16 protein-coding genes are annotated in these 18,907 nt (G+C 74.0%); 9 read left to right on the top strand and 7 right to left on the bottom strand.

Annotation, left to right across the window (positions count from 1 at the left end; genetic code table 11):
• The first annotated feature begins 52 nt into the window (after positions 1-52).
• The 3 genes from ACRAKH_RS21065 (at position 53) to ACRAKH_RS21055 (ending at position 2,935) form a co-directional block, all read left to right on the top strand.
• Positions 53-814, top strand: coding sequence for an SGNH/GDSL hydrolase family protein (locus ACRAKH_RS21065; RefSeq protein ID WP_380727817.1), 762 nt, complete (start codon positions 53-55; stop codon positions 812-814).
• Positions 815-1,050: 236 nt separating this feature from the next.
• Entirely contained in the window at positions 1,051-2,502 is a 1,452-nt protein-coding gene (locus ACRAKH_RS21060; RefSeq protein WP_380727820.1) for a DHA2 family efflux MFS transporter permease subunit, read from the top strand.
• 256 nt (positions 2,503-2,758) lie between these two features.
• A complete protein-coding gene (locus tag ACRAKH_RS21055; RefSeq protein WP_380727822.1) occupies positions 2,759-2,935 on the top strand; it encodes a hypothetical protein in 177 nt (58 codons plus the stop codon).
• Here the strand turns inward: ACRAKH_RS21055 and aroA are convergent.
• Complete coding sequence (gene aroA / locus ACRAKH_RS21050; RefSeq protein WP_380727824.1) at positions 2,932-4,173, bottom strand: 3-phosphoshikimate 1-carboxyvinyltransferase; 1,242 nt, start codon at positions 4,171-4,173, stop codon at positions 2,932-2,934. The two genes, ACRAKH_RS21055 and aroA, sit on opposite strands and share 4 nt — an antisense overlap.
• A 240-nt stretch (positions 4,174-4,413) precedes the next feature.
• Between aroA and ACRAKH_RS21045 the strand changes: the two genes are divergently transcribed.
• From ACRAKH_RS21045 to ACRAKH_RS21035, 3 genes are all read left to right on the top strand, one after another.
• Entirely contained in the window at positions 4,414-5,241 is an 828-nt protein-coding gene (locus ACRAKH_RS21045; protein WP_380727826.1) for an SDR family NAD(P)-dependent oxidoreductase, read from the top strand.
• Between the two features lie 57 nt (positions 5,242-5,298).
• Entirely contained in the window at positions 5,299-6,324 is a 1,026-nt protein-coding gene (locus ACRAKH_RS21040) for a GAF domain-containing protein (RefSeq protein ID WP_380727828.1), read from the top strand.
• Positions 6,325-6,685: 361 nt separating this feature from the next.
• Complete coding sequence (locus tag ACRAKH_RS21035; RefSeq protein WP_380727830.1) at positions 6,686-7,396, top strand: GGDEF domain-containing protein; 711 nt, start codon at positions 6,686-6,688, stop codon at positions 7,394-7,396.
• A 125-nt stretch (positions 7,397-7,521) separates the two neighbouring features.
• On the opposite strand, the gene ACRAKH_RS21030 is transcribed toward ACRAKH_RS21035, so the two are convergent.
• On the bottom strand, positions 7,522-8,019 hold the full coding sequence (locus ACRAKH_RS21030) for a MarR family winged helix-turn-helix transcriptional regulator (RefSeq protein WP_380727832.1): 498 nt from the start codon (positions 8,017-8,019) through the stop codon (positions 7,522-7,524).
• 159 nt (positions 8,020-8,178) lie between these two features.
• Between ACRAKH_RS21030 and ACRAKH_RS21025 the strand changes: the two genes are divergently transcribed.
• Positions 8,179-9,129, top strand: a complete 951-nt coding sequence (locus ACRAKH_RS21025; protein ID WP_380727834.1) for an NAD(P)/FAD-dependent oxidoreductase — start codon at positions 8,179-8,181, stop codon at positions 9,127-9,129.
• Here ACRAKH_RS21025 and ACRAKH_RS21020 read toward each other — a convergent pair.
• Both ACRAKH_RS21020 and ACRAKH_RS21015 read right to left on the bottom strand, forming a co-directional pair.
• On the bottom strand, positions 9,115-10,212 hold the full coding sequence (locus tag ACRAKH_RS21020; RefSeq protein ID WP_447009205.1) for a glycerate kinase: 1,098 nt from the start codon (positions 10,210-10,212) through the stop codon (positions 9,115-9,117). The two genes, ACRAKH_RS21025 and ACRAKH_RS21020, sit on opposite strands and share 15 nt — an antisense overlap.
• A gap of 31 nt (positions 10,213-10,243) precedes the next feature.
• Positions 10,244-11,395: a Gfo/Idh/MocA family protein gene (locus tag ACRAKH_RS21015; RefSeq protein ID WP_380726768.1), complete on the bottom strand. Its 1,152-nt coding sequence runs from the start codon at positions 11,393-11,395 to the stop codon at positions 10,244-10,246.
• Between the two features lie 209 nt (positions 11,396-11,604).
• Here ACRAKH_RS21015 and ACRAKH_RS21010 point away from each other — a divergent pair, with 209 nt between their 5' ends.
• Positions 11,605-13,098 (top strand): protein kinase domain-containing protein, encoded by a 1,494-nt coding sequence (locus ACRAKH_RS21010; RefSeq protein WP_380726766.1) that lies wholly within the window; start codon positions 11,605-11,607, stop codon positions 13,096-13,098.
• Positions 13,099-13,312: 214 nt separating this feature from the next.
• Positions 13,313-15,160 (top strand): glycoside hydrolase family 3 protein, encoded by a 1,848-nt coding sequence (locus ACRAKH_RS21005; protein ID WP_380726764.1) that lies wholly within the window; start codon positions 13,313-13,315, stop codon positions 15,158-15,160.
• Positions 15,161-15,169: 9 nt separating this feature from the next.
• Here ACRAKH_RS21005 and ACRAKH_RS21000 read toward each other — a convergent pair whose 3' ends face one another.
• The 3 genes from ACRAKH_RS21000 to ACRAKH_RS20990 all read right to left on the bottom strand — a co-directional run bounded on the left by ACRAKH_RS21000 (position 15,170) and on the right by ACRAKH_RS20990 (position 18,886).
• Positions 15,170-16,342, bottom strand: a complete 1,173-nt coding sequence (locus ACRAKH_RS21000; protein WP_380726762.1) for a peptidoglycan DD-metalloendopeptidase family protein — start codon at positions 16,340-16,342, stop codon at positions 15,170-15,172.
• Positions 16,343-16,424: 82 nt separating this feature from the next.
• Positions 16,425-17,594 carry a hypothetical protein gene (locus ACRAKH_RS20995; RefSeq protein ID WP_380726760.1) on the bottom strand — a complete coding sequence of 390 codons (1,170 nt, stop codon included), beginning with the start codon at positions 17,592-17,594 and terminating at the stop codon, positions 16,425-16,427.
• Positions 17,595-17,743: 149 nt separating this feature from the next.
• Entirely contained in the window at positions 17,744-18,886 is a 1,143-nt protein-coding gene (locus ACRAKH_RS20990; protein ID WP_380726758.1) for a trypsin-like serine peptidase, read from the bottom strand.
• Positions 18,887-18,907: the final 21 nt, after the last annotated feature.

The following is an 18,907-nucleotide window of genomic DNA, read 5'->3' as shown; positions in this document are numbered from 1 at the left end:
GATCGACGCCGCATATGCTGGGAGCCGAGGATCGGCGGGAGGGGCACCGGCAGTGCGATACGTTGCCATCGGCGACAGCTTCACCGAGGGTGTCGGCGACGAGCGGCCCGACGGCACGCCCCGCGGTTGGGCGGACCTGGTCGCGGCGGGACTGGCCGCCGCGCTGGACGACACGGTCCACTACGCGAACCTCGCCGTCCGCGGCCGGCTGCTCGAACCGATCGCGACGACCCAGCTCGACGCGGCGCTGTCCCTGACTCCCGCGCCGACGCTCCTCACCCTCAACGGCGGCGGCAACGACATGATGCGCCCCGGTTGCGACCTGGCGCGGCTGGTCGCGCTGACCGAGCGCGCGATGCGGCGCTGCGTGGACGCCGGGGTGCGGTTGGTGGTGCTCAGCGGCGCGGACCCGTCGGACGGGCTGCCGTTCGGCCGCACCATCCACCGCCGCGGCAAGGTGCTGACCGAGGCGATCGCCGAGCTGACCGCCCGCCACGACGTCCTGTTCGTGGACGCGTTCAACGACGCCGAGGTCCGCCGGCCCGAGTACTGGTCACCCGACCGCCTCCACCTCAACGCCGCCGGCCACCACCGCGTCGCGTCCCTGGTCCTGACCGCGCTGGGCCACACCACGGCCGCGCAAGCCGTCGAACCGGGCCCGGTGGCCCGCCGCACCCTGCGCGCCGAGGCCCGCTACTACCGGGAGCACGTCCTGCCCTGGATCAACCGCCGCCTGCGCGGCCGCTCGTCGGGCGACGACCTCGCCGGCAAGCACCCGACCTGGATCCCGGTAGAGGACATGCCCCGAGTCTGACCGCCGGGCCGCACCCCACACCGCCGGGCCGCCGCTCTCCACCCGCCGCCCCGCGCGGTGATCGCCCCGGCACCCACGCCCGACGCGGCCTCGGCGATCTCCCTCACCCGCAGCCCCCGCGGGTTCGCCGGCGGGGAAATGCGCGTCCCGTTGTCGGACCCCGGAGGTAGGGTTGTCGACGTTCAGGGCGCTGTAGCCCTTTCCCGCGCCCGTTCTTTCCTTCTGGGGGATTTCGCATGACTTCCGCAGGTGTGACCGACGCCGTGGCGCCGCCGCCCGCACTGAGCCGCAGCGACCGCGCGGTCATCGGAGTGCTGCTCGTGGCCACGTTCGTGGTCATCCTGAACGAGACCATCATGGGCGTCGCGCTCCCGGTCCTGCTGACCGAGCTGAACGTGACGGCGGCCGTGGGGCAGTGGCTCACGGCGGGCTTCCTGCTGACCATGTCGGTGGTCATCCCGGTCACCGGCTACCTCATCCAGCGCGTGCCGACACGGGTGCTGTACGGCATCGCGATGAGCCTGTTCAGCGCCGGCACGCTGCTCGCCGCGCTCGCGCCCGGCTTCACCGTGCTGCTCGCGGCACGCGTGGTGCAGGCGTGCGGCACCGCGATCATGCTGCCGCTGCTGATGACGACCGTCATGACGCTCGTGCCGGTCGCCCGCCGCGGCGCGGTGATGGGCAACATCTCGATCGTCATCTCCGTCGCGCCCGCCATCGGCCCGGCGGTGTCCGGCCTGGTCCTCGACCAGTACGGCTGGCGCGCCATGTTCTGGGTGGTGCTGCCGATCTCGGTGACGACGCTGGTCCTGGGCCTGCGCTGGGTGACGCGCATCGGCGAGTCGAGCAGCGCGCCGATCGACGTGCTGTCGGTCGTGCTGTCGGTGTTCGGGTTCGGCGGCCTGGTCTACGGCCTGTCGAACATCGGGCACGGCGGCGGCGCGGGGTCGACGGCCACGCTGTGGGCGTCGCTCGCGGTGGGTGTGCTCGGCATCACGGCGTTCGTGCTGCGCCAGGTCGCGCTCCAGCGCCACGAACGCGCCCTGCTGGACCTGCGGACGTTCGCGTCCCGCACGTTCACGCTGAGCAGCGCCCTGATGATGATCACGATGGGCCTGCTGCTCGGCGTGGTGACGATCCTGCCGATCTACACCCAGAACGTGCTCCTGCTCGACCCGCTCGCCACCGGTCTGCTGCTCCTGCCCGGCGGTCTGCTGATGGGCCTGCTGTCGCCGTTCGTCGGCCGCCTCTACGACCGGGTGGGCCCGCGCCTGCTGCTGATCGTGGGCACGACGGCGACCAGCGCGTCCCTGTGGTTCGCGACGAGCTTCGACGGCTCCACCCCGGCCGCCCTGGTGCTGGTGTTCCACCTGACCCTGAGCCTGGGCCTGGCGTTCACCTTCACCCCGCTGTTCTCGGCGGGCCTCGGCGCACTGCCGGCCAGGCTGTACTCCCACGGCAGCGCGATCTTCGGCACGACCCAGCAGCTGGCCGCCGCCGCGGGCGTGGCCCTGCTGGTGAGCGTGATGAGCGCCCGCGCCGCCGAACTGGCGGCGTCCGGCCAGCCCACCGCGAGCGCCGACATGGGCGGTATGCACTCGTCGATCCTGCTCGCGGCGATCATCTCGGTGGTCGCCGTGGCGGGCTCGCTGATGATCAAGGGCGGCAAGGCGGAGAGCCCGGCCTGAGCCGTGCGACGGGGTGCCGCCGCGTCCGCCGACGACGGCACGGCGGCGCCCCGCCCGGTCAGGCCGGGTTCTTCCGCGTCACGTCCCAGTCGGTGGCGCACAGGCCGCACGCCCCGCCCACGAACCGGGCCTTGCCGGTGAGGTCGCCAACCGGCTGCACGGGTCGGCGTCCCGGTGGTTCCCCGTGGTGTCACCCGAGCGGCGGCGGGGTATCCCGCGGACTTGACGCACTCCGGCCCCGGGAAGGACGGCAGACGTGAGCACACCGGAGATCGACCCCGTCACCGCGGCGGCCATGGAGGAGGAACCCGACTTCGCCGACGAGCACACGAAGCCGACGTTCGCCGACGAACAGGCGGGCTCGTCCAACACCGAGCCGGACGAGTCGACGCCCGACGGCGAGGGCGGTGACGGCGGGATGGACGTCGGCTAACCGAGCCGGTCCCAGCGGGCGACCAGGTCGGCCAGCGCCTCGTGGAACTCCGGGAACGTCTTGCGCACGCAACCGGGGTCGTCCAGCTCCAGCCCCGGCGTGCGCAGCCCGGTCACGGCGAAGCTCATCGCGATCCGGTGGTCGGCGTGGCAGTCGACGAGCGCGGGCCGGGGGACGCCCGGTCGGATCTCGATCCAGTCCGGCCCGGTCACCGCGTCGACGCCCAGGCGGCGCAGGTTGGTCGCGCACGCGTCCAGCCGGTCGCACTCCTTGACCCGGGTGTTGCCGACGTCCACGATCCGCACCGGCCCGTCGGCGAACGGCGCGATGGCCGCCAGCGTCGGCATGGTGTCGGAGATGTCCCGCATGTTCACCTCGACGCCCCGCAGCTCGCCGGTGCCGGTGACGGTGATGTCCGTCGCGCCGAACCGCACGTCCGCGCCCATCCGCTCCAGCACGCGCACGAACTCGACGTCGCCTTGCAGCGCGCCGAGCCCGAGCCCCGGCACCGTGACGGTCCGGCCGGTGAGCGCGGCGGCGGCGAAGAAGTAGCTCGCCGTCGAGGCGTCGGGCTCGACCTGGTAGTCGCGAGCGGTGTAGGTCTGCGGCGCGACGCGGAAGACGTCGCCGTCGCGCACGACCTCGACGCCGAAGTCGGCCATCATCCGCACGGTCATGTCGACGTACGGCCGCGACACCATCCCGGTGACCACGATCTCCAGGCCGTCGCGGGTCAGCGGCGCCATGAGCAGCAGCGCGGTGAGGAACTGGGACGACACGGTCGCGTCCAGCTCGATGCGCCCGCCCTTCACGCCGCGCGCGTTGACCACGACCGGCAGGTGGCCGTCGGCGTCCTCGTGCACGAGGTCCACGCCGAGCGTGCGCAGCGCCGTGCCCAGCGGTCCCATCGGGCGGCGGCGCATCTGCGCGGACGCGTCGACGCGGTAGCGGCCGTGTCCCGTCGCCACGAGGGCGGGCAGGAACCGGGCGGCGGTGCCGGCGTCCCGGCAGTACACCTCCGCGCCCTCCAGCGGCGGTCCCGCGGGCCGGCCGGTGACCGCCCACGTCCGGTCGGACACCTCGGTGGCGTACCCGAGCGCGGACAGACCCTCCCGGAACGCCTCGGTGTCGTCCGAGCGCAGCGGGTCGCGCAGCGAGCTGGTCCCGTCGGCGCACGCGCTGAGGAAGAGTGCACGCGCCGTCACGGACTTCGAGCCGGGAACGAGGACGGTCGTCACGTGTCTCCTCATGTGGATGGCGCGTCCACCATTTGGACGCGGTGACGACGACGACCTTACCGGCCGACCCGCTCGCCGCCCGCTGGGAACGGGGAACTCCGGCGCCGTTCGGCGGGTCGGGGGTCCGTAGTCGCGGCCACCGGTCGTGGCGTGCCGCTGCGGCGGCCGGCGCGGGTGCGGCAGAGTGCGTGCCGGGGGAATCCACTGTGGAACGTGCCCCGGACGAGCGGGAGGTGCGGAGTGAGCGCGAACGTCGGGCGGGTCGCCGTGGTCACGGGCGCGGGGTCGGGGATCGGGCGGGCCCTGGCGCTGGCCCTGGCGGCACGGGGCGCGCGGGTGGCGTTGGCCGACCTCGACGCGGACGCCGTCGCCGAGACCGGGCGCCGGTGCCGGCAGTTGGGCGCCCGCGTCCGCACGGACGTGGTGGACGTGACCGATCGGCGCGCCGTGGCGGAGTACCCGGCGGCGGTGCTGGCGGAGTACGGGCGGGTCGACGCGGTGTTCGCGGTGGCCGGGGTCATCCACGTCGGCGCGCTGCTCGACTCGGACCTCGTCGACGTCGAGCACGTGTTCGACGTCAACGTGCGCGGCGTGGTGTGGACGGCGAAGGCGTTCCTGCCGCACCTCGTCGCGTCCGGCGACGGCCGGCTGGTGACGGTGTCCAGCGCGTTCGGCCTCGCCGCGATGCCCTACTACAGCGCGTACAGCGCGTCGAAGGCCGCGGTGCGGGCGTTCACGGCGGCGTTGCGCCAGGAGTTGGCCGCGGACGGGCACCCGGTCGCGGTGACGTGCGCGGTGCCGGGAGGCGTGCGGACGCCGATCATGCGACGCGGCCGGTACGCGCCGAGCGAGGACCCGGCGGCGGTCGCCGAGGCGTTCGACCGCAGGATCGCCCGGACCGACGCCGGCGCGGCGGCGGAGGTGATCCTCCACGGCGCCGAACGCCGCCGCGCGCAGGTGTTGGTGGGGCCGGACGCGCGGCTCGTCTCGTGGCTGGCGCGGCTCGTCGGCAGTTCGTACCAGAACCTCTTGCCCCGTCTCCTGCGCGCGGGGTTGTTGCGGCGATAGGGTTCACCCGATCCGTTCAGCGCTGGGGTGGGCGACGACGGCACGGGGGTGGTTGCGGTGGCCGAAAGATGGCTGCTGATCGAGACGTTCGGCGGGGAAGGCCACGAGGAGCCGACGGTGATCGGCGTGGGCAGCAGTCCGAAGGGCATGGTGCCGTTGAAGTCCGTGCTCGGCCGCGGCCGGTACCTCGACGACGTGCGCGCGCTCGTGGCGCGGGTGGTGGCGTCGGAACAGCCGACGGAGACCACGTCGGCGGACGGGCGACGTCGGATGATCGGCCTGCCGCTGGTGACGTTCGCGGGGCGGGTGCACGGCGTGTACGCGTGGCTCGGCGGCCTCGACGAGCAGCCGCCGCCGCGCGATCCCGCCGGCGCCTGGTACTTCAACCTGACCACCGACAAGATCGGCGGCTCGGACGACCTGCTCGACCTGTACGGCGTGGCCCCGGAGGACCGGCGCACGCAGCGGGCCACCGCGGAGGCGTTCGGCCGGTTGGTCACCAACGCCGACGAGTCCGCGGCCCTGGCGACGATCGTGCGGTCGAAGCCGGGGTCCGAGCACCAGGCGACGTGGACCGTGCGGCGCGACGACGGCGAGTTGCGCGCCGCGAACTTCGCGTGCCGGGCCGTGGAGGAGATCACCGCGGAGGGTCGCAGGGAGGTCGTCTTACGGGGCATCACGCACGACATCGGTCCTGCGGAGGCGACGCCGAGCGCTCCGCCGCCGCGGCCGGTGGTCCTGGCGCAGCAGGTGCTGGCGGCGGCGCGCGAGCCGGGCAAGCACCGGGCGGTGGTGAACCTGCGCAACCTGACCCTGTTGCGGTGGCTGGACGACCCGATGCCCGGCGTCGCCTGGGAGCTGGACGTCGAGCGCCCGCCCGGTCTGCACCCCGACGACCTCGCCGTCGCGAAGGAGCTGTCCCAGGGCCTGGCGACGAGCGGCCGGGTCGAGAGCGTGCTGCGGCTGCGGTCGACCACCGGCGACTGGATGCCGGTCCACGTCGTCGCGAACCTGATGCTGCTGGACCAGCACACCACCGCCGCGCTGGTCACCCTCTCGAACCCCGCGACCCGAACCGACTGACCGGCGCCGGCCTGATCGGCGTCGACTGACCGGCGCCGGCCTGATCGGCGTCGACTGACCGGCGCCGGCCTGATCAGGGCCGGTCCCAGTAGGGGGCCGGCCGCGCGGCCGCGTTCCCGCTCCACGGACGTCCGCACGGCGGCAGGCCGGGCGGTGGCACGTGAACCCATCGGTAACCAATGGTGTTCACGCGATCGCTTCCGGTGCACCGCGTTCGTTGACTCCCGGCATCCCGGTCAATAGCCTTGTGCTGCCCCCACGACAGTGGGTTGGGTCGGTTCTGTCGCCCTCGGGCCGATCCCCGCGCACCGTGATCAGCAGGTCGTTCCGGCCTGCCCGATCGACGTGACCGGGGACGGACATGGCGGGACACCACGAGAAGAACCACGACGTGATCCGCGACGCGGGACGGCGTGGGGTTCTCGCACGCCTGCGCCGGCGGCTGGCCCGCAGGCCCCGCCGCGCGGCCGGTTCGACGCGGTGCTGCCTGGCGTGCGGCGCGCCGCTGGAGAGCAGGTGGACGCTCGACGGCCACACGGGGCTGCTCGTCTGGGGCGCGTGGCAGGCCGACGCGGACGACGCGCTGGCGTGGGCGGAGCGCGAGGACCGGCAGTGCGCGTTGCTGCTCGTCGACCTCGACCGCTTCAAGACCATCAACGACGAGCACGGGCACCTGGCCGGTGACGCGGTGCTCGCGGCCGTGGCCGACGTCCTGCGTGCGGCGGCACGGCGCGGTGACGTCGTCGGGCGGTACGGCGGCGACGAGTTCGTCGTGCTGCTGGCTCCGGCGGACGGCGCGGAAGCGTCCCGCATCGCCCGCCACGTGACGCGGGAGATCGGCCGGCTCGTCGTGCCGGTGACCGCGGTGACCGGCGAGGTGGTCGAGGTCGGCGGGTTGTCGGCGTCGGTCGGGCTCGCGCTCACCGACCCGGAGCCGGACCTGCGCGGCCTCCTGCTCCGCGCCGACGCGGCCCTGCTGTCCGCCAAGCGCCACCGGCACGACCCCGTCGTGCGATCACTCACCGACGGTCCGCAACGCCCGCGGACCCGCCAACGCGCCGCCCACGGCTAGGGCGGACTTCGGGAGTCCTGGGGGTCTCCCGACCACGATCCCGGGGGTGCGGGCCGCGCCAGGGTCGACCGACCCGGCGCGCGACGTCCCGGTCCGGCTGATCAGCCGGACCGGGACGTCGGTGTTCACGCGTCGAGCGCGGCCTCCATCGTGTCGGCCAGCAGCGTCAGGGCGCTCACGACGGCGGCGCGGTCGGGGCCCAGGCCGGCGAGGAGCCTGCCGTGGGCTTCGAGTTCCCGGGGGAACAGGTCGTCGATCGCGGCCTTGCCGGTGTCGGTCATGGTGATCAGGGCGGCGCGCCGGTCGGCCGGGTCGGGGACGCGGGCGATCAGGCCCCGTCGTTCCAGCTTGGCCAACGTCTTGCTGACCCCCGCACGCGACATGTTGAGCCGTTCCGCGAGGCGGATGGCGGTCACGTCCTCCTCGACGTGCCGGAGCGGGACGAGGAGGCTCACCTCGGCGGCGGTCAGCTCCGCGCCGTCGTAGATCGGCTCGACCGCCAGCTCCAGCAGCGCGGTGATCCGCTTGACCAGCGCCACGACCTCCATCGGCGACGTGTCCAGGCCCGGGTTGTGTTCGTCCCACAGCTCACGGGTGCGTGCCCGGAGGGAGAGCGCGGCCATGCCGCCACCGCCTTTGTTAACCAGTAAACAATCTGCTAGGTTCCAACGGTACCCACGATCCCGGACGAGTGCCCGGGTTCACCGGCGGGGGCGGCATCCGGACGTGTGGGTGTCTTCGGCGTGCCCGCCGGAAGGGGCGGAAATGCGAGGGGGACCGCAATGGAGCACGACGTCGTGGTGGTCGGCGGGGGCGCGGCCGGGCTGAGCGCCGCCTTGGTGCTGGCGCGGGCGCGGCGGAAGGTCGTCGTGGTCGACGCGGGCGAACCGCGCAACGCGCCGGCCAGGCACCTGCACGGCTTCCTGTCGCGCGACGGGATGGCGCCCGGCGGGCTGCTGGACGTGGGCCGGGACGAGGTGACCCGGTACGGGGGAGTGGTGGCGCCGGACCGGGTGGCGGGCGTCGACCGGGACGGCGGGCATGGGTTCGTCGTGCGACTGGAGGACGGGCCGGACCTGGTGACACGCGCGGTGCTGGTCGCGACCGGGTTGCGCGACGAGCTGCCCGACCTCCCCGGTGTCCGCGAGCGGTGGGGCGTGGACGTGCTGCACTGCCCGTACTGCCACGGGCACGAGGTGCGCGACACGCCGATCGCCGTGGTGGGCGGGGAGAACCGGCCGTTCACCGTGCACCAGGCGGCGTTGGTGCGGCAGTGGTCCGACGACGTGGTGTTCTTCCCCCACCGGATCACCCTCGACGACGCCGAGCGCGAGCGGTTCGCCGCCCGCGGCGTCGAGGTCGTCGACGGGGACGTGGCGCGGATCGTGGTGCGGGACGACCGGGTGCGGGGCGTGGAGCTGGCGGATGGCCGGGTCGTGCCCAGGTCGGCGGTGTTCGTCGGCCCGCGCTTCACACCCGCGGACGGCCTGCTGACCGCTCTCGGGTGCGAGACGGGCGACAACGGCTGGGTCGTCACCGACCCGACGGGCCGCACGAGCGTGCCCGGCGTGTGGGCGGCGGGCAACGTCGTGGACTCGCCGGCGCAGCTGATCTCGGCGGCGGGCGCGGCGTCGAAGGCGGCCATCGCGCTCAACCACCACTTGCTGGAGCTGGACGTGGAGGACGCCGTGGCGGCACGTCGCCGTGCCGCGGGGGCGCTACCGGCCCGGTAGGTCGCGGGCCAGCGCGCGGCCCGCCTCGGTGAGCCACCTGGCGGGTTCGCGCATCGCGAGCGCGCCGTCGCCGGCCAGGTCGGTGAGCGAGACGCAGGCCGCGACGTGGTCGGGTGGCGTGGTGGCGCGGGCGCCGACGGCCAGGGCCACCGCCGTGCCGGCGCGCACCGCCTCGGCGACCGCGTGCCCGACCACCTTGCCGGTCCAGCTCTGCTCGTCCAGCCGGCCCTCGCCGGTGATCAGCAGGTCGGCCCACGCGAGCTGGGCGGGCAGCCCGGCGAGGTCGGCGACGAACCGGGAACCGGCCGCCAGGCGGGCGCCCCAGGTCGTGGCCAGGCCGAACGCCGTGCCGCCCGCGGCTCCCGCGCCCGGCGCGCCGCGGTCGCCGCCGAGCACGTCGGCGAACCGGGTCAGGCCCGCCTCCAGCACGGCGACGGCGGCCGGGTCGGCGCCCTTCTGCGGGCCGAACCGGTGCGCCGCGCCCGTCGGCCCGAGCAACGGCGTGTCGACGTCCGTCAGGCACACGACCCCGCCGGGCGGTGGGGCCGCGAGCCCGGTCAGGTCGGCTTCGGCCAGCGCGGTCAGCGCGCCGCCACCGAGCGGCAGCGGCACACCGGCGTCGTCGCGGAACACGGCTCCGAGCGCCACGAGCGCGCCGCTGCCGCCGTCCGTGGTGGCCGAGCCGCCGAGCGTCGCCGCGATCCGCCGGGTGCCGGGGTGCGCCAGCGCGGCGCGCACCAACGCCCCGAACCCGGCGGTGTGCGCGCCGAGCGGGTCCGGTTCCTCCAGCAGCGGGAGGCCGGACGCCTCGGCGAGCTCGACGACGGCCGTGCCGTCGCCCAGCAGCACCCACCGCGCGTCCCGCACCCGGCCGACCGGGTCGGGCACGCGTGCGGACAGCGTCACGGCGCCGGGGTCGCTCGCCGCCAGCACGGCCGCCGTGCCCTCGCCGCCGTCCGCCAACCCCAGGCGTCGCACGTCGTCGTCCGGACGCACGGCGCGCCAGCCGTCGGCCAGGCGCTCCGCCGCCTCCGCCGCCCCGATGGTGCCCTTGAACGAGTCGGGAGCGATCAGGACGCGCACGTCGGCCCGCCGTCCCCGGTCAGCCCGACGCTCACGCGCCGAGGTCGCCCAGCTCGACCCGACGCCCTTCCCGCGACGACTCCAACCCCGCCTCGGCGAGCCGGATGCCCCGCGCGCCCGCCAGGAAGTCGTACGGGTGCGGCGCGTCCTCGACCACGTGCCGGACGAACTGCTCCCACTGCGCCTTGAAGCCGTTGTCGAAGACCTCGTTGTCCGGCACCTCCTGCCACTGCGCGCGGAACGGCTGCGCCTCGGCCAGGTCCGGGTTCCACACCGGACGCGGCGTGGCCTCGCGCGGCTGGACCACGCAGCTGTGCAGGCCCGCCACCGCGCTGCCCAGCGTGCCGTCCACTTGGAACTCCACCAGCTCGTCGCGGTGCACCCGCACGCACCACGAGGAGTTGAGCTGCGCGATGACGCCGCCTTCCAGCTCGAAGATCGCGTAGGCGGCGTCGTCGGCCGTGGCGTCGTACCCGGCGCCCTGCTCGTCCACCCGGTTCGGGATGTGCGTGACGGCCTTGGCGGTCACCGCGGTCACCGCGCCGAACAGGTTCTCCAGCACGTAGTTCCAGTGGCAGAACATGTCGACGACGATGCCGCCGCCGTCCTCGGCGCGGTAGTTCCAGCTCGGCCGCTGCGCGGGCTGCCAGTCGCCCTCGAACACCCAGTACCCGAACTCGCCGCGCACGCTCAGCACCCGGCCGAAGAACCCGCTCTCCAGCAGCCGCGCGAGCTTGCGCAGGCCGGGCAGGTACAGCTTGTCGTGCACCAGGCCGTTCTTCACGCCGGCCTCCGCCGCGCGGCGGGCCAGGTCGAGCGCGCCCGACAGGGACTCGGCGACCGGCTTCTCGGTGTAGACGTGCCGGCCGGCGTCGATCGCCCGCACGATCGACTTCTCCCGCACGGAGGTGAGCTGGGCGTCGAAGTACAGCGGGAAGTCGTCGTCGGCCAGGGCCGCGTCGAGGTCGGTGGTCCACCGGGCGATGCCGTGGCGCTCGGCGAGCGCGGCGAGCTTGGCCCCGTCGCGGCCGACGAGCAGCGGTTCCAACCGCACCCGCGACCCGTCGGAGAGCGGCACGCCGCCCTGCTCGTTGATCGCCAGCACCGAACGCACCAGGTGCTGCCGGTATCCCATCCGTCCGGTCACGCCGTTCATCACGACGCCGAGGGTCTGCGCGGTCACTCCGCCTCCTTGGAAAGCGCTTTCCACGCACGCTAGCCGTCGGGTGTGACCCAAGGCAACCCGTAGTGGCGACGAGCACCGGCCGGTTGGAAAGCGCTTACCTGAGGCTCGACCGCCTGTCCGGCCCCGTCGACACCGGGTCGACACCCCCGCATGCGGCAGCCGGGTGGAGGTGGCCTTGCGGACGGCCGGCCAAGTAGCGTCTGGACGTGTCGGAACGGGACGAGGTCATCGCCGGGCGGTACCGGCTCGTGGCGCTGATCGGGCGTGGAGCGGCCGGGGTCGTCTGGCGCGCGCGGGACGAGCGGCTGGGGCGGACCGTCGCGGTCAAGTTCCTGGGCGCGGGCGACTCGCCGGACGCGGTGGAGCGGATCGTGCGCGAGGGGCGGATCGCCGCCCGGCTGCGCCACCCGCACGCGGTCACCGTGCACGACGTCGTCGAGCACCACGGCAAGCCCTGCCTGGTCATGGAGTACCTGTCGTCGCGGACGCTGGCCCAGCTGGTGGACGAGCGCGGGCCGTTGCCCGAGGAGCTGGTCGCGGGTGTCGGCTGGCAGGTGGCGTCCGCGCTCGCGGCGGCGCACGCGGCGGGGATCGTGCACCGGGACGTGACGACGTTCAACATCCTCCTGGCCGACGACGGCACGGCGAAGATCGCCGACTTCGGCATCGCCCGCGCGATCGGCGAGGGCACGGTGACGGACGCGCGCACGCTCGTCGGGACGCCCGCGTTCCTCGCGCCCGAGGTGGCGGCGGGGGAGGAGGCGGTGTTCGCCTCCGACGTGTACTCCCTGGGCGCGACGCTCTACGCGGCGCTCGAAGGGCACCCGCCGTTCGGGGCGACCGACAACCCGTACGCCCTGCTCCGGCGCGTGTCGGAGGCCGAGGTGGAGCCGCTGCGGTTCCCCGGCCCGCTGGGCGAGGTGCTGCTGAGGGTCCTGCGGCGCGACCCGGCGCAACGCCCGACGATGGTCGAGCTGCACGCCCTGCTGGGGGCGGTCATGGAGGGGCGGTCACTGCCCGGCTCAGGCCCGGACACCGACCCGGACAACGCCGACCCGGACGCCGACCCGCACAGCGCCGGCCGCGCCCACGGCGTCCCGCCGGCCCACGACACCCAGCCGGTCACCACCACCAGGCCGATGGACTACACGCAGCCGGTCGGCCACCCGATCGCGGGCACCTCGGCGTTCCCCGCGTCGCCCCGCGGCCCGTGGCGCCGGATCGGACTGGTGGCGGGCGTCGCGGTGCTGCTCGCCGCCGCCGTCCTGATCACCGTCGCCCTCACCGGCGACGAGCCGTCCGACACCGCCCGACCGGCCCCGACCACCACTGCCACCAGCGAGGACCCCACCACCACGACGACCGCGGAGAGGCCGACCGGCGGGACGTCCGCGTCCGCCTGCGAGGCCGCCCTGTCGATCACCAACTCCTGGCCGGGCGGCTACCAGGCCGAGGTGACGGTGCGCAACGACGGCGACCGGCCGCTCACCGACTGGACGGTGACCTGGCCCCAGCCGGACGGTCACGTGATCAGCAACCTCTGGAACGGCGACTACACCGTGACCGGCGATTCGGTGACGGTCGGCAGCGCCGACCACAACTCGGACCTGCCCGTGAACGGCAAGGCCAACTTCGGATTCACGGCGAACGGTCCGACGACTCCGCGGTTGGACGTCACCTGCACGGCCGGGCGCGGCTGATCACGCGCCACTTCCACCCGAAAGGGAATTCGATTTCCCGATTCGGGGATCGGCGCGCGAAATGGCACGGCGCGCGTCACTATCGGTCAACTGCGGCGATCCGCAGGAAGTGACCGAACGGCCCTGGCGTGCGCTCGTTCGCGTTCCGTACGGTGAAATCGGGTTTTGCCGCCCGCGAGGACGTTCCGCACGACAACCGCCCGTGTGCTGTGGAATGGAGACGATTCGCGTGAGGATCCGTCAGGCGCCAGGCCGCACGGTGGTCGCCCTGCTCGTCGCGGCGGTGGGCGCGGGCCTGCTCGGCCCGCTGCCGGCCACGGCCGACCCGACCACGAGCCACCCCGCCACAGCCCCGACCGCGGCCGACCCGGCCACCACCCCCGGCATCGGCGAGACCATCCGCCGGATGTCGCTGGAGGAGAAGGTCGGCCAGCTGTTCACCACCTACGTCTACGGGTCGGCGGCCGACACCGCGGACGCGCGCAACCGGCAGCTCTACGGGGTGGACACGCCGGCGGACGTGGTCCGCCGCTACCACCTCGGCGGGGTCATCCACTTCGCGTGGAGCGACAACCTGCGCAACCCCCGGCAGATCGCCGAGCTGAACAACGGCCTGCAGGACGCGGCGCTGTCGTCCGGCGCGAAGGTGCCGCTGCTGGTCTCCACCGACCAGGAGCAGGGCATCGTCACCCGGTTCGGCGCGCCCGCCACCGACTTCCCCGGCAGCATGGCGCTCGGCGCGGCCCGCACGGCGGAGGCGGCCCGCACCGCCGCCGCGATCACGGGTCGCGAGCTGCGCGCGGTCGGGATCAACCAGAACTTCGCGCCGATCGCCGACGTGAACGTCAACCCGGCCAACCCGGTGATCGGCGTCCGGTCCTTCGGCGCCGACCCCGCCCTGGTGTCCGACCTCGTGGCCGCCCAGGTGGAGGGCTTCGAATCGGGACGGCCGTGGCAGGCGGTCTCGGCCACCGCCAAGCACTTCCCCGGCCACGGCGACACCAACGTCGACAGCCACACCAGCCTGCCCGTCATCGGGCACACCCGGGAGCAGTGGGAGGAGCTGGACGCGCCGCCGTTCCGGGCGGCCGTCGCGGCCGAGGTCGACTCGATCATGACCGCGCACATCGTCATGCCGGCGCTGGACGACAGCGGGGAGCCCGCGACCCTGTCGCCGCGGGTGCTGACCGGGCTGCTGCGCGAGGAACTGGGCTTCGACGGCGTGGTGGTCACCGACTCGCTCGCGATGGCGGGCGTGCGGCAGCGCCACAGCGACGCCGAGATCCCGGTGCTGGCGCTGAAGGCCGGCGCGGACGTGCTGCTGATGCCCTGGAACCTGCCGACGGCGGTCCAGGGCGTGCTCGACGCCGTGCGCCGGGGCGACCTCACCGAGCAGCGCATCGACCAGAGCCTGCGGCGCATCCTGAAGATGAAGCTGCAACGCGCGATCACCTCCCACCCGTACGCGGACGTGGACGCGTTGCCGCAGGTCATCGGCATCGCGGAGCACCGCGAGGCGGCGGCCCGGATCGCCGACGAGACGGTCACCGCGCTGCGCGACGACGCCGGGCTGCTCCCGCTCGACCGGACGCCGCGCGAGGTGCTGGTGACCGGCTGGGGCGAGACGACGACGCGGACCCTGGCCGACGCCATGCGACGGCGTGGCTCGGGGGCGACGGCGATGCCGACCGGCGCCACGCCGACCGCCGCGGTGATCGACCGGACCGTCGCGGCGGCCGGTGCGCACGACCTCGTCGTGGTGCTCACCAACCGCATGTGGGACGTGGCGAACCAGCCGCAGCAACGGCGGCTCGTCGCGGCCCTCGCCGCCACCGGGAAGCCGGTCGTCGCCGTCGCCGTGCGCGACCCGTACGACGCGGGTCACGCCGAGGAGGTCGGCACGTGGCTCACCACGTACTCGTACGCGCCGGTGTCCGTCGAGGCCCTGGCCAGGGTGCTGCACGGGGAGGTCGGGCCGCGCGGGCGCCTGCCGGTCGACATCCCCGACCCCGCGCGGCCCGGTGTCTCCCGCTACCCCTTCGGCCACGGCCTGACCTGGTGACCCGCGACCTCAGCAGGGAGCGCCGACCGGTCCGTCGACCCCGGTGTAGGTGAAGGCGTCGCTGATCCACGTGCCGTCGGGGAGCCGGTTCCACAGCGAGGTCGTGCCCCAGCGGCCCGTGTGCGCGGTGCCGTTCGCGGAGCACCGGATGTCGACGGTGGCGCCGTCGGCCGACGTGCCGACGACCGGGTAGCCGGACCCCGGCCCCGACCGGCGGTTCACGACCGTGCCGCCGTTGGCGTCGACCAACCCCTGGGTGCGGCCGAGCGCGCCGTAGTTGTGCAGCGCACCGCCGACGTTGACGAGCGTGCTGCCGTGCAGTGCGGACCCGCCGTACTGCGCGGCACCGTTGCGGAGGACCCACTTGCCGACGATGTGGTTGGCGATGCCGATGAACGAGCCGTTGTGCATCAACGAGAAGTGCACGTGCCGGGCCCGCGCCACGCCGCCGCAACCGGTCTCGGTCCCCGTGTGGCCGAGGAACGTGCCGGCGGCGACGCTCAGCCCGTCGGCCTGGACGTGGTCCCACAGGTGGTAGTAGCGGCTGGCGTACCCGTCCGGGTGCAGCACCCTGACCAGCCCGACGCACGTCGTGTACGCCAGGCCGGCGCGGGCGGCCAGGACCCGCTGGTCGCCGCCCGCCAGGTCGAGCGAGCTCCACGGTCCGCTGCCCGCGTCGTGCGCGTGCGGCCCGCCGAGCATGGTCCAGGACTGGCCGACGGCCCAGGGCAGCTGCATGCCGGTGCGGTAGTCGCCGTCGATCGCCGTGGCCGGCGCGCCGCCGTGCGCGGCGAACACCGCCTTCTCCTCGCCGGTCACGACGGGCGAGGACGCCGCCAGCTCGGCGAACGCCGGGTGGCCGTCCAGCCCGACGTGCCACCGGCCGTCGCGCTTCTCGGCGACGAACAGCCAGTCGCGGGGTCGCGCGTCCTCCTGCCGCGGGGCGACGAGCACGACGGCGCCGAAGCTCCACCGGTCGTCCGCGGACCGGCGGACGTCGACCTTCGTGTCGGTCCACGTCGCCGCGGCGAGACCGGGCTCGGCCGCGGCACGGGCGCGTGCCGCCTCCGCGACCACGTCGACCAGTGGCAGGCCGGGTCGCGCGCCGGCGTCTGCGGTAGGGCTCACGACGGACGCCACCACGGCGACCGCCAGGGAGGTGGACCAGGACTTGACCTTCACGTGGGTCTCCCGTCGACAGCGCGCGAGCGCGCCGCGCCGCCCGATCGGTGACCGGGCGGCGCGGCGGGCGTGCGGAGCGGAATCAGCACCAGCCGTTGATCGGACCGTTCACGCCGGTCCACATGAAGGCGTCGGAGACCCAGGTGCCGTCGGTCAGCCGGTTCCACAGGCTGGTGGCGCCCCACCGGCCGGTGTGCGAGGTCCCGTTGGAGGAGCAGGCCACGGAGACGGTGGCGCCGTCGCCCACGCTGCCCGCGAGCCCGTAGCCGGTGCCCGGACCGGTGCGCTTGTTGACGACCCCGCCGCCGTTGGCGTCGACGATGCCCTGCGTGAAGCCGAGCGCGCCGTAGTTGTACAGCGAGCCGCCCGCGTAGACGCGCGCGCTGCCGTGCAGCGCCGAGCCCTGGTACGCGCTGCCGCCGTCCTGGAACACCCACTTGCCGAGGTTGTGGTTCGCGATGCCGATGTAGGCGCTGTTCTGCCGCAACCCGAGGTGGACGTGGCGACCCGAGGCCGCGCCGCCGCAGGTGACGTCCGTGCCGGTGTTGCCGAGGAAGCTGCCCTGGCTGACACCGGCGCCGTTGACGTTGATGCTGTTCCACAGGTGGTAGTAGTCGGTGGCGTAGCCGCGGTCGTGGATGACCCTGATCCAGCCCTGGCACATCGTGTACGCGGTGCCGGCGCGGGTGGCGAGCACGCGCTGGTCGCCGCCGGCCAGGTCGAGCGAGCTCCACGGCGCCGCCGCGCCGGACCAGCCGTGCGGCCCGCCCGGCATGCCCCAGGTCTGGCCGACCGCGTACGGCAGCGCCATGCCGGTGCGCCCGTCGGCAGCGCTCATGGCGCCTGCCTGCCGGCCGTCCTGCTCCGCGAACAGGGTGCGTTCCTCGGCGGTGACGAACGGCGCGCGCGACGTGAGGTCGGCGAAGGCGGGCTCGCCTTCGAGGGCTGCCGTCCAGGCGCCCTTGACGCGGTGGGCGACGAACAGCCAGCCGTCCGGGTGCTCGTCGACGCCGGGCGCGGTGGTCAGCACGGCGGTGCCGAACGCCCAGTCGCCGTGCTGCCGGGTGGCGTTCACCCGGGTGGTGCGGCCGGCGGCTGTGATCGCGGCGCCGCGTTCGCGCATCTCCGCGGCGACCACGGTGGTGAGGTCGGCGGACTCCGGCGGCGCGGCGGCGACGGCGGTCGGTGACAGGAGCGGTGTGGCGGCTAGGACCGTGGCGACGGACGCCCCGGCGAGCAGGCGGGTGATCATGGCAGCCTCCGCAGGGTAAGGCGGTTGCAGGACTGCCCAGTGTCGACACCGGTCGGCAGGAAATCACCAGCCATACGGGCTACTGGTGAAGAATTGACGTTAACGGGGCCCGGGACGCCCGCCGCGGCCGCGACGGGCGCCCTGAGCGCTCACAGCAGGGTGCTGATCTGCGCCGCGACCAGGTCGATGCGGACGCCCTGGTTCGGGCAGCCGCCGTAGTGGTGCAGGCCGATCACCTTGTGCGTCCGCCGCGACAGCACCGGCGAACCGGACGAGCCGCCTTCGGTGTCGCACCGGTAGGCGATGTCCGACTGGGACGCGCTGCCGTCCACCCGGACCGCGCTGACGGCGCAGTAGCCGCCGCCGTTCTGGTCGTCGCGCAGGGACAGCTTCTTCAGCTTCCCCGCCGGGTGGCCGACGATGTACATCTCCTCGCCGACCGCCGGGACGCGCGCGTCCAGCTCCAGGTAGCCGAACGACGCCAGCGCCGCGAAGTTCGTGACGCTGAACAGCGTGTAGTCCAACGCCGCGCTCGTCTTGAGCACCGACGACACCAGGACCTTGGTGACCGGCGCGGTGGCCGTGCCGCCGCACGTCGGGCACTGGTAGTTGAACCACACCTCGATGCCGGCGCCGCTGGTGAAGCAGTGGTTGTTGGTCAGCATCCGGTTGTTCGGCCCGACCCGCCACGCCGTGCACAGCGAACCGCCGTTGCGCAGCAGCTTGGCCACCGCCTTCGTGCGGCCGAACTCGGTGGGGTTGCTGGTCTGGTAGCAGACCGCGTCCCGGTAGTCGTTCGTGCCGCAGATGCTGCGCGGCCCGATCTCCGCGGCCGCCGCCATCTCGGCGTCGGTGTAACCACGGGTAATCCGGTCGAGGGTCACCCGGCTGGCCGGGTTCGCCGGTCCGCCGTCGCGGCCGCTGAGGCTGATCACGGCCTTGTCGCCGGTCACGGACATCGCCCAGAAGCCCGTCTCGTCCACGGTGGCCGTGCCCGACGCCGTCACGTCGGCCGTGTACCGGTACGACTCCGCGCCGGTCCGGTCGGTCACCGTCAGCACGTCGCCCGCGGCCAGGCGCAGGCCCGTGAAGTGGGCTTTCAGGTACCACGAACCGGGGCGTTCGACGGTCGTGGAGCGGGTCTTGCCGCCGAGGGCGGCCGAGACGACCTCGTCCTCGCCGACCTTCTGGACTTGCTCGAAGTGCCGTGGAGCGGCCGTCGCGGACGCGGTTCCCACGAACAGGGGCACGACGAGCAAGGCGGCAGCGAGGAGTTGCAGGGTTCTCCGCACTGGGTCACCTCACAGTGTGAG

The organism is Saccharothrix hoggarensis, assembly GCF_052936025.1.
This window is presented reverse-complemented; position numbering and strand designations above follow the sequence as displayed.

Coding starts and splice junctions, on each gene's coding strand:
- ACRAKH_RS21035 (WP_380727830.1), top strand. CDS start 6,686: ATGGCGGGACACCACGAGAAGAACCACGACGTGATCCGCGACGCGGGA.
- ACRAKH_RS21030 (WP_380727832.1), bottom strand. CDS start 8,019: ATGGCCGCGCTCTCCCTCCGGGCACGCACCCGTGAGCTGTGGGACGAA.
- ACRAKH_RS21060 (WP_380727820.1), top strand. CDS start 1,051: ATGACTTCCGCAGGTGTGACCGACGCCGTGGCGCCGCCGCCCGCACTG.
- ACRAKH_RS20995 (WP_380726760.1), bottom strand. CDS start 17,594: ATGATCACCCGCCTGCTCGCCGGGGCGTCCGTCGCCACGGTCCTAGCC.
- ACRAKH_RS21005 (WP_380726764.1), top strand. CDS start 13,313: ATGGAGACGATTCGCGTGAGGATCCGTCAGGCGCCAGGCCGCACGGTG.
- ACRAKH_RS21025 (WP_380727834.1), top strand. CDS start 8,179: ATGGAGCACGACGTCGTGGTGGTCGGCGGGGGCGCGGCCGGGCTGAGC.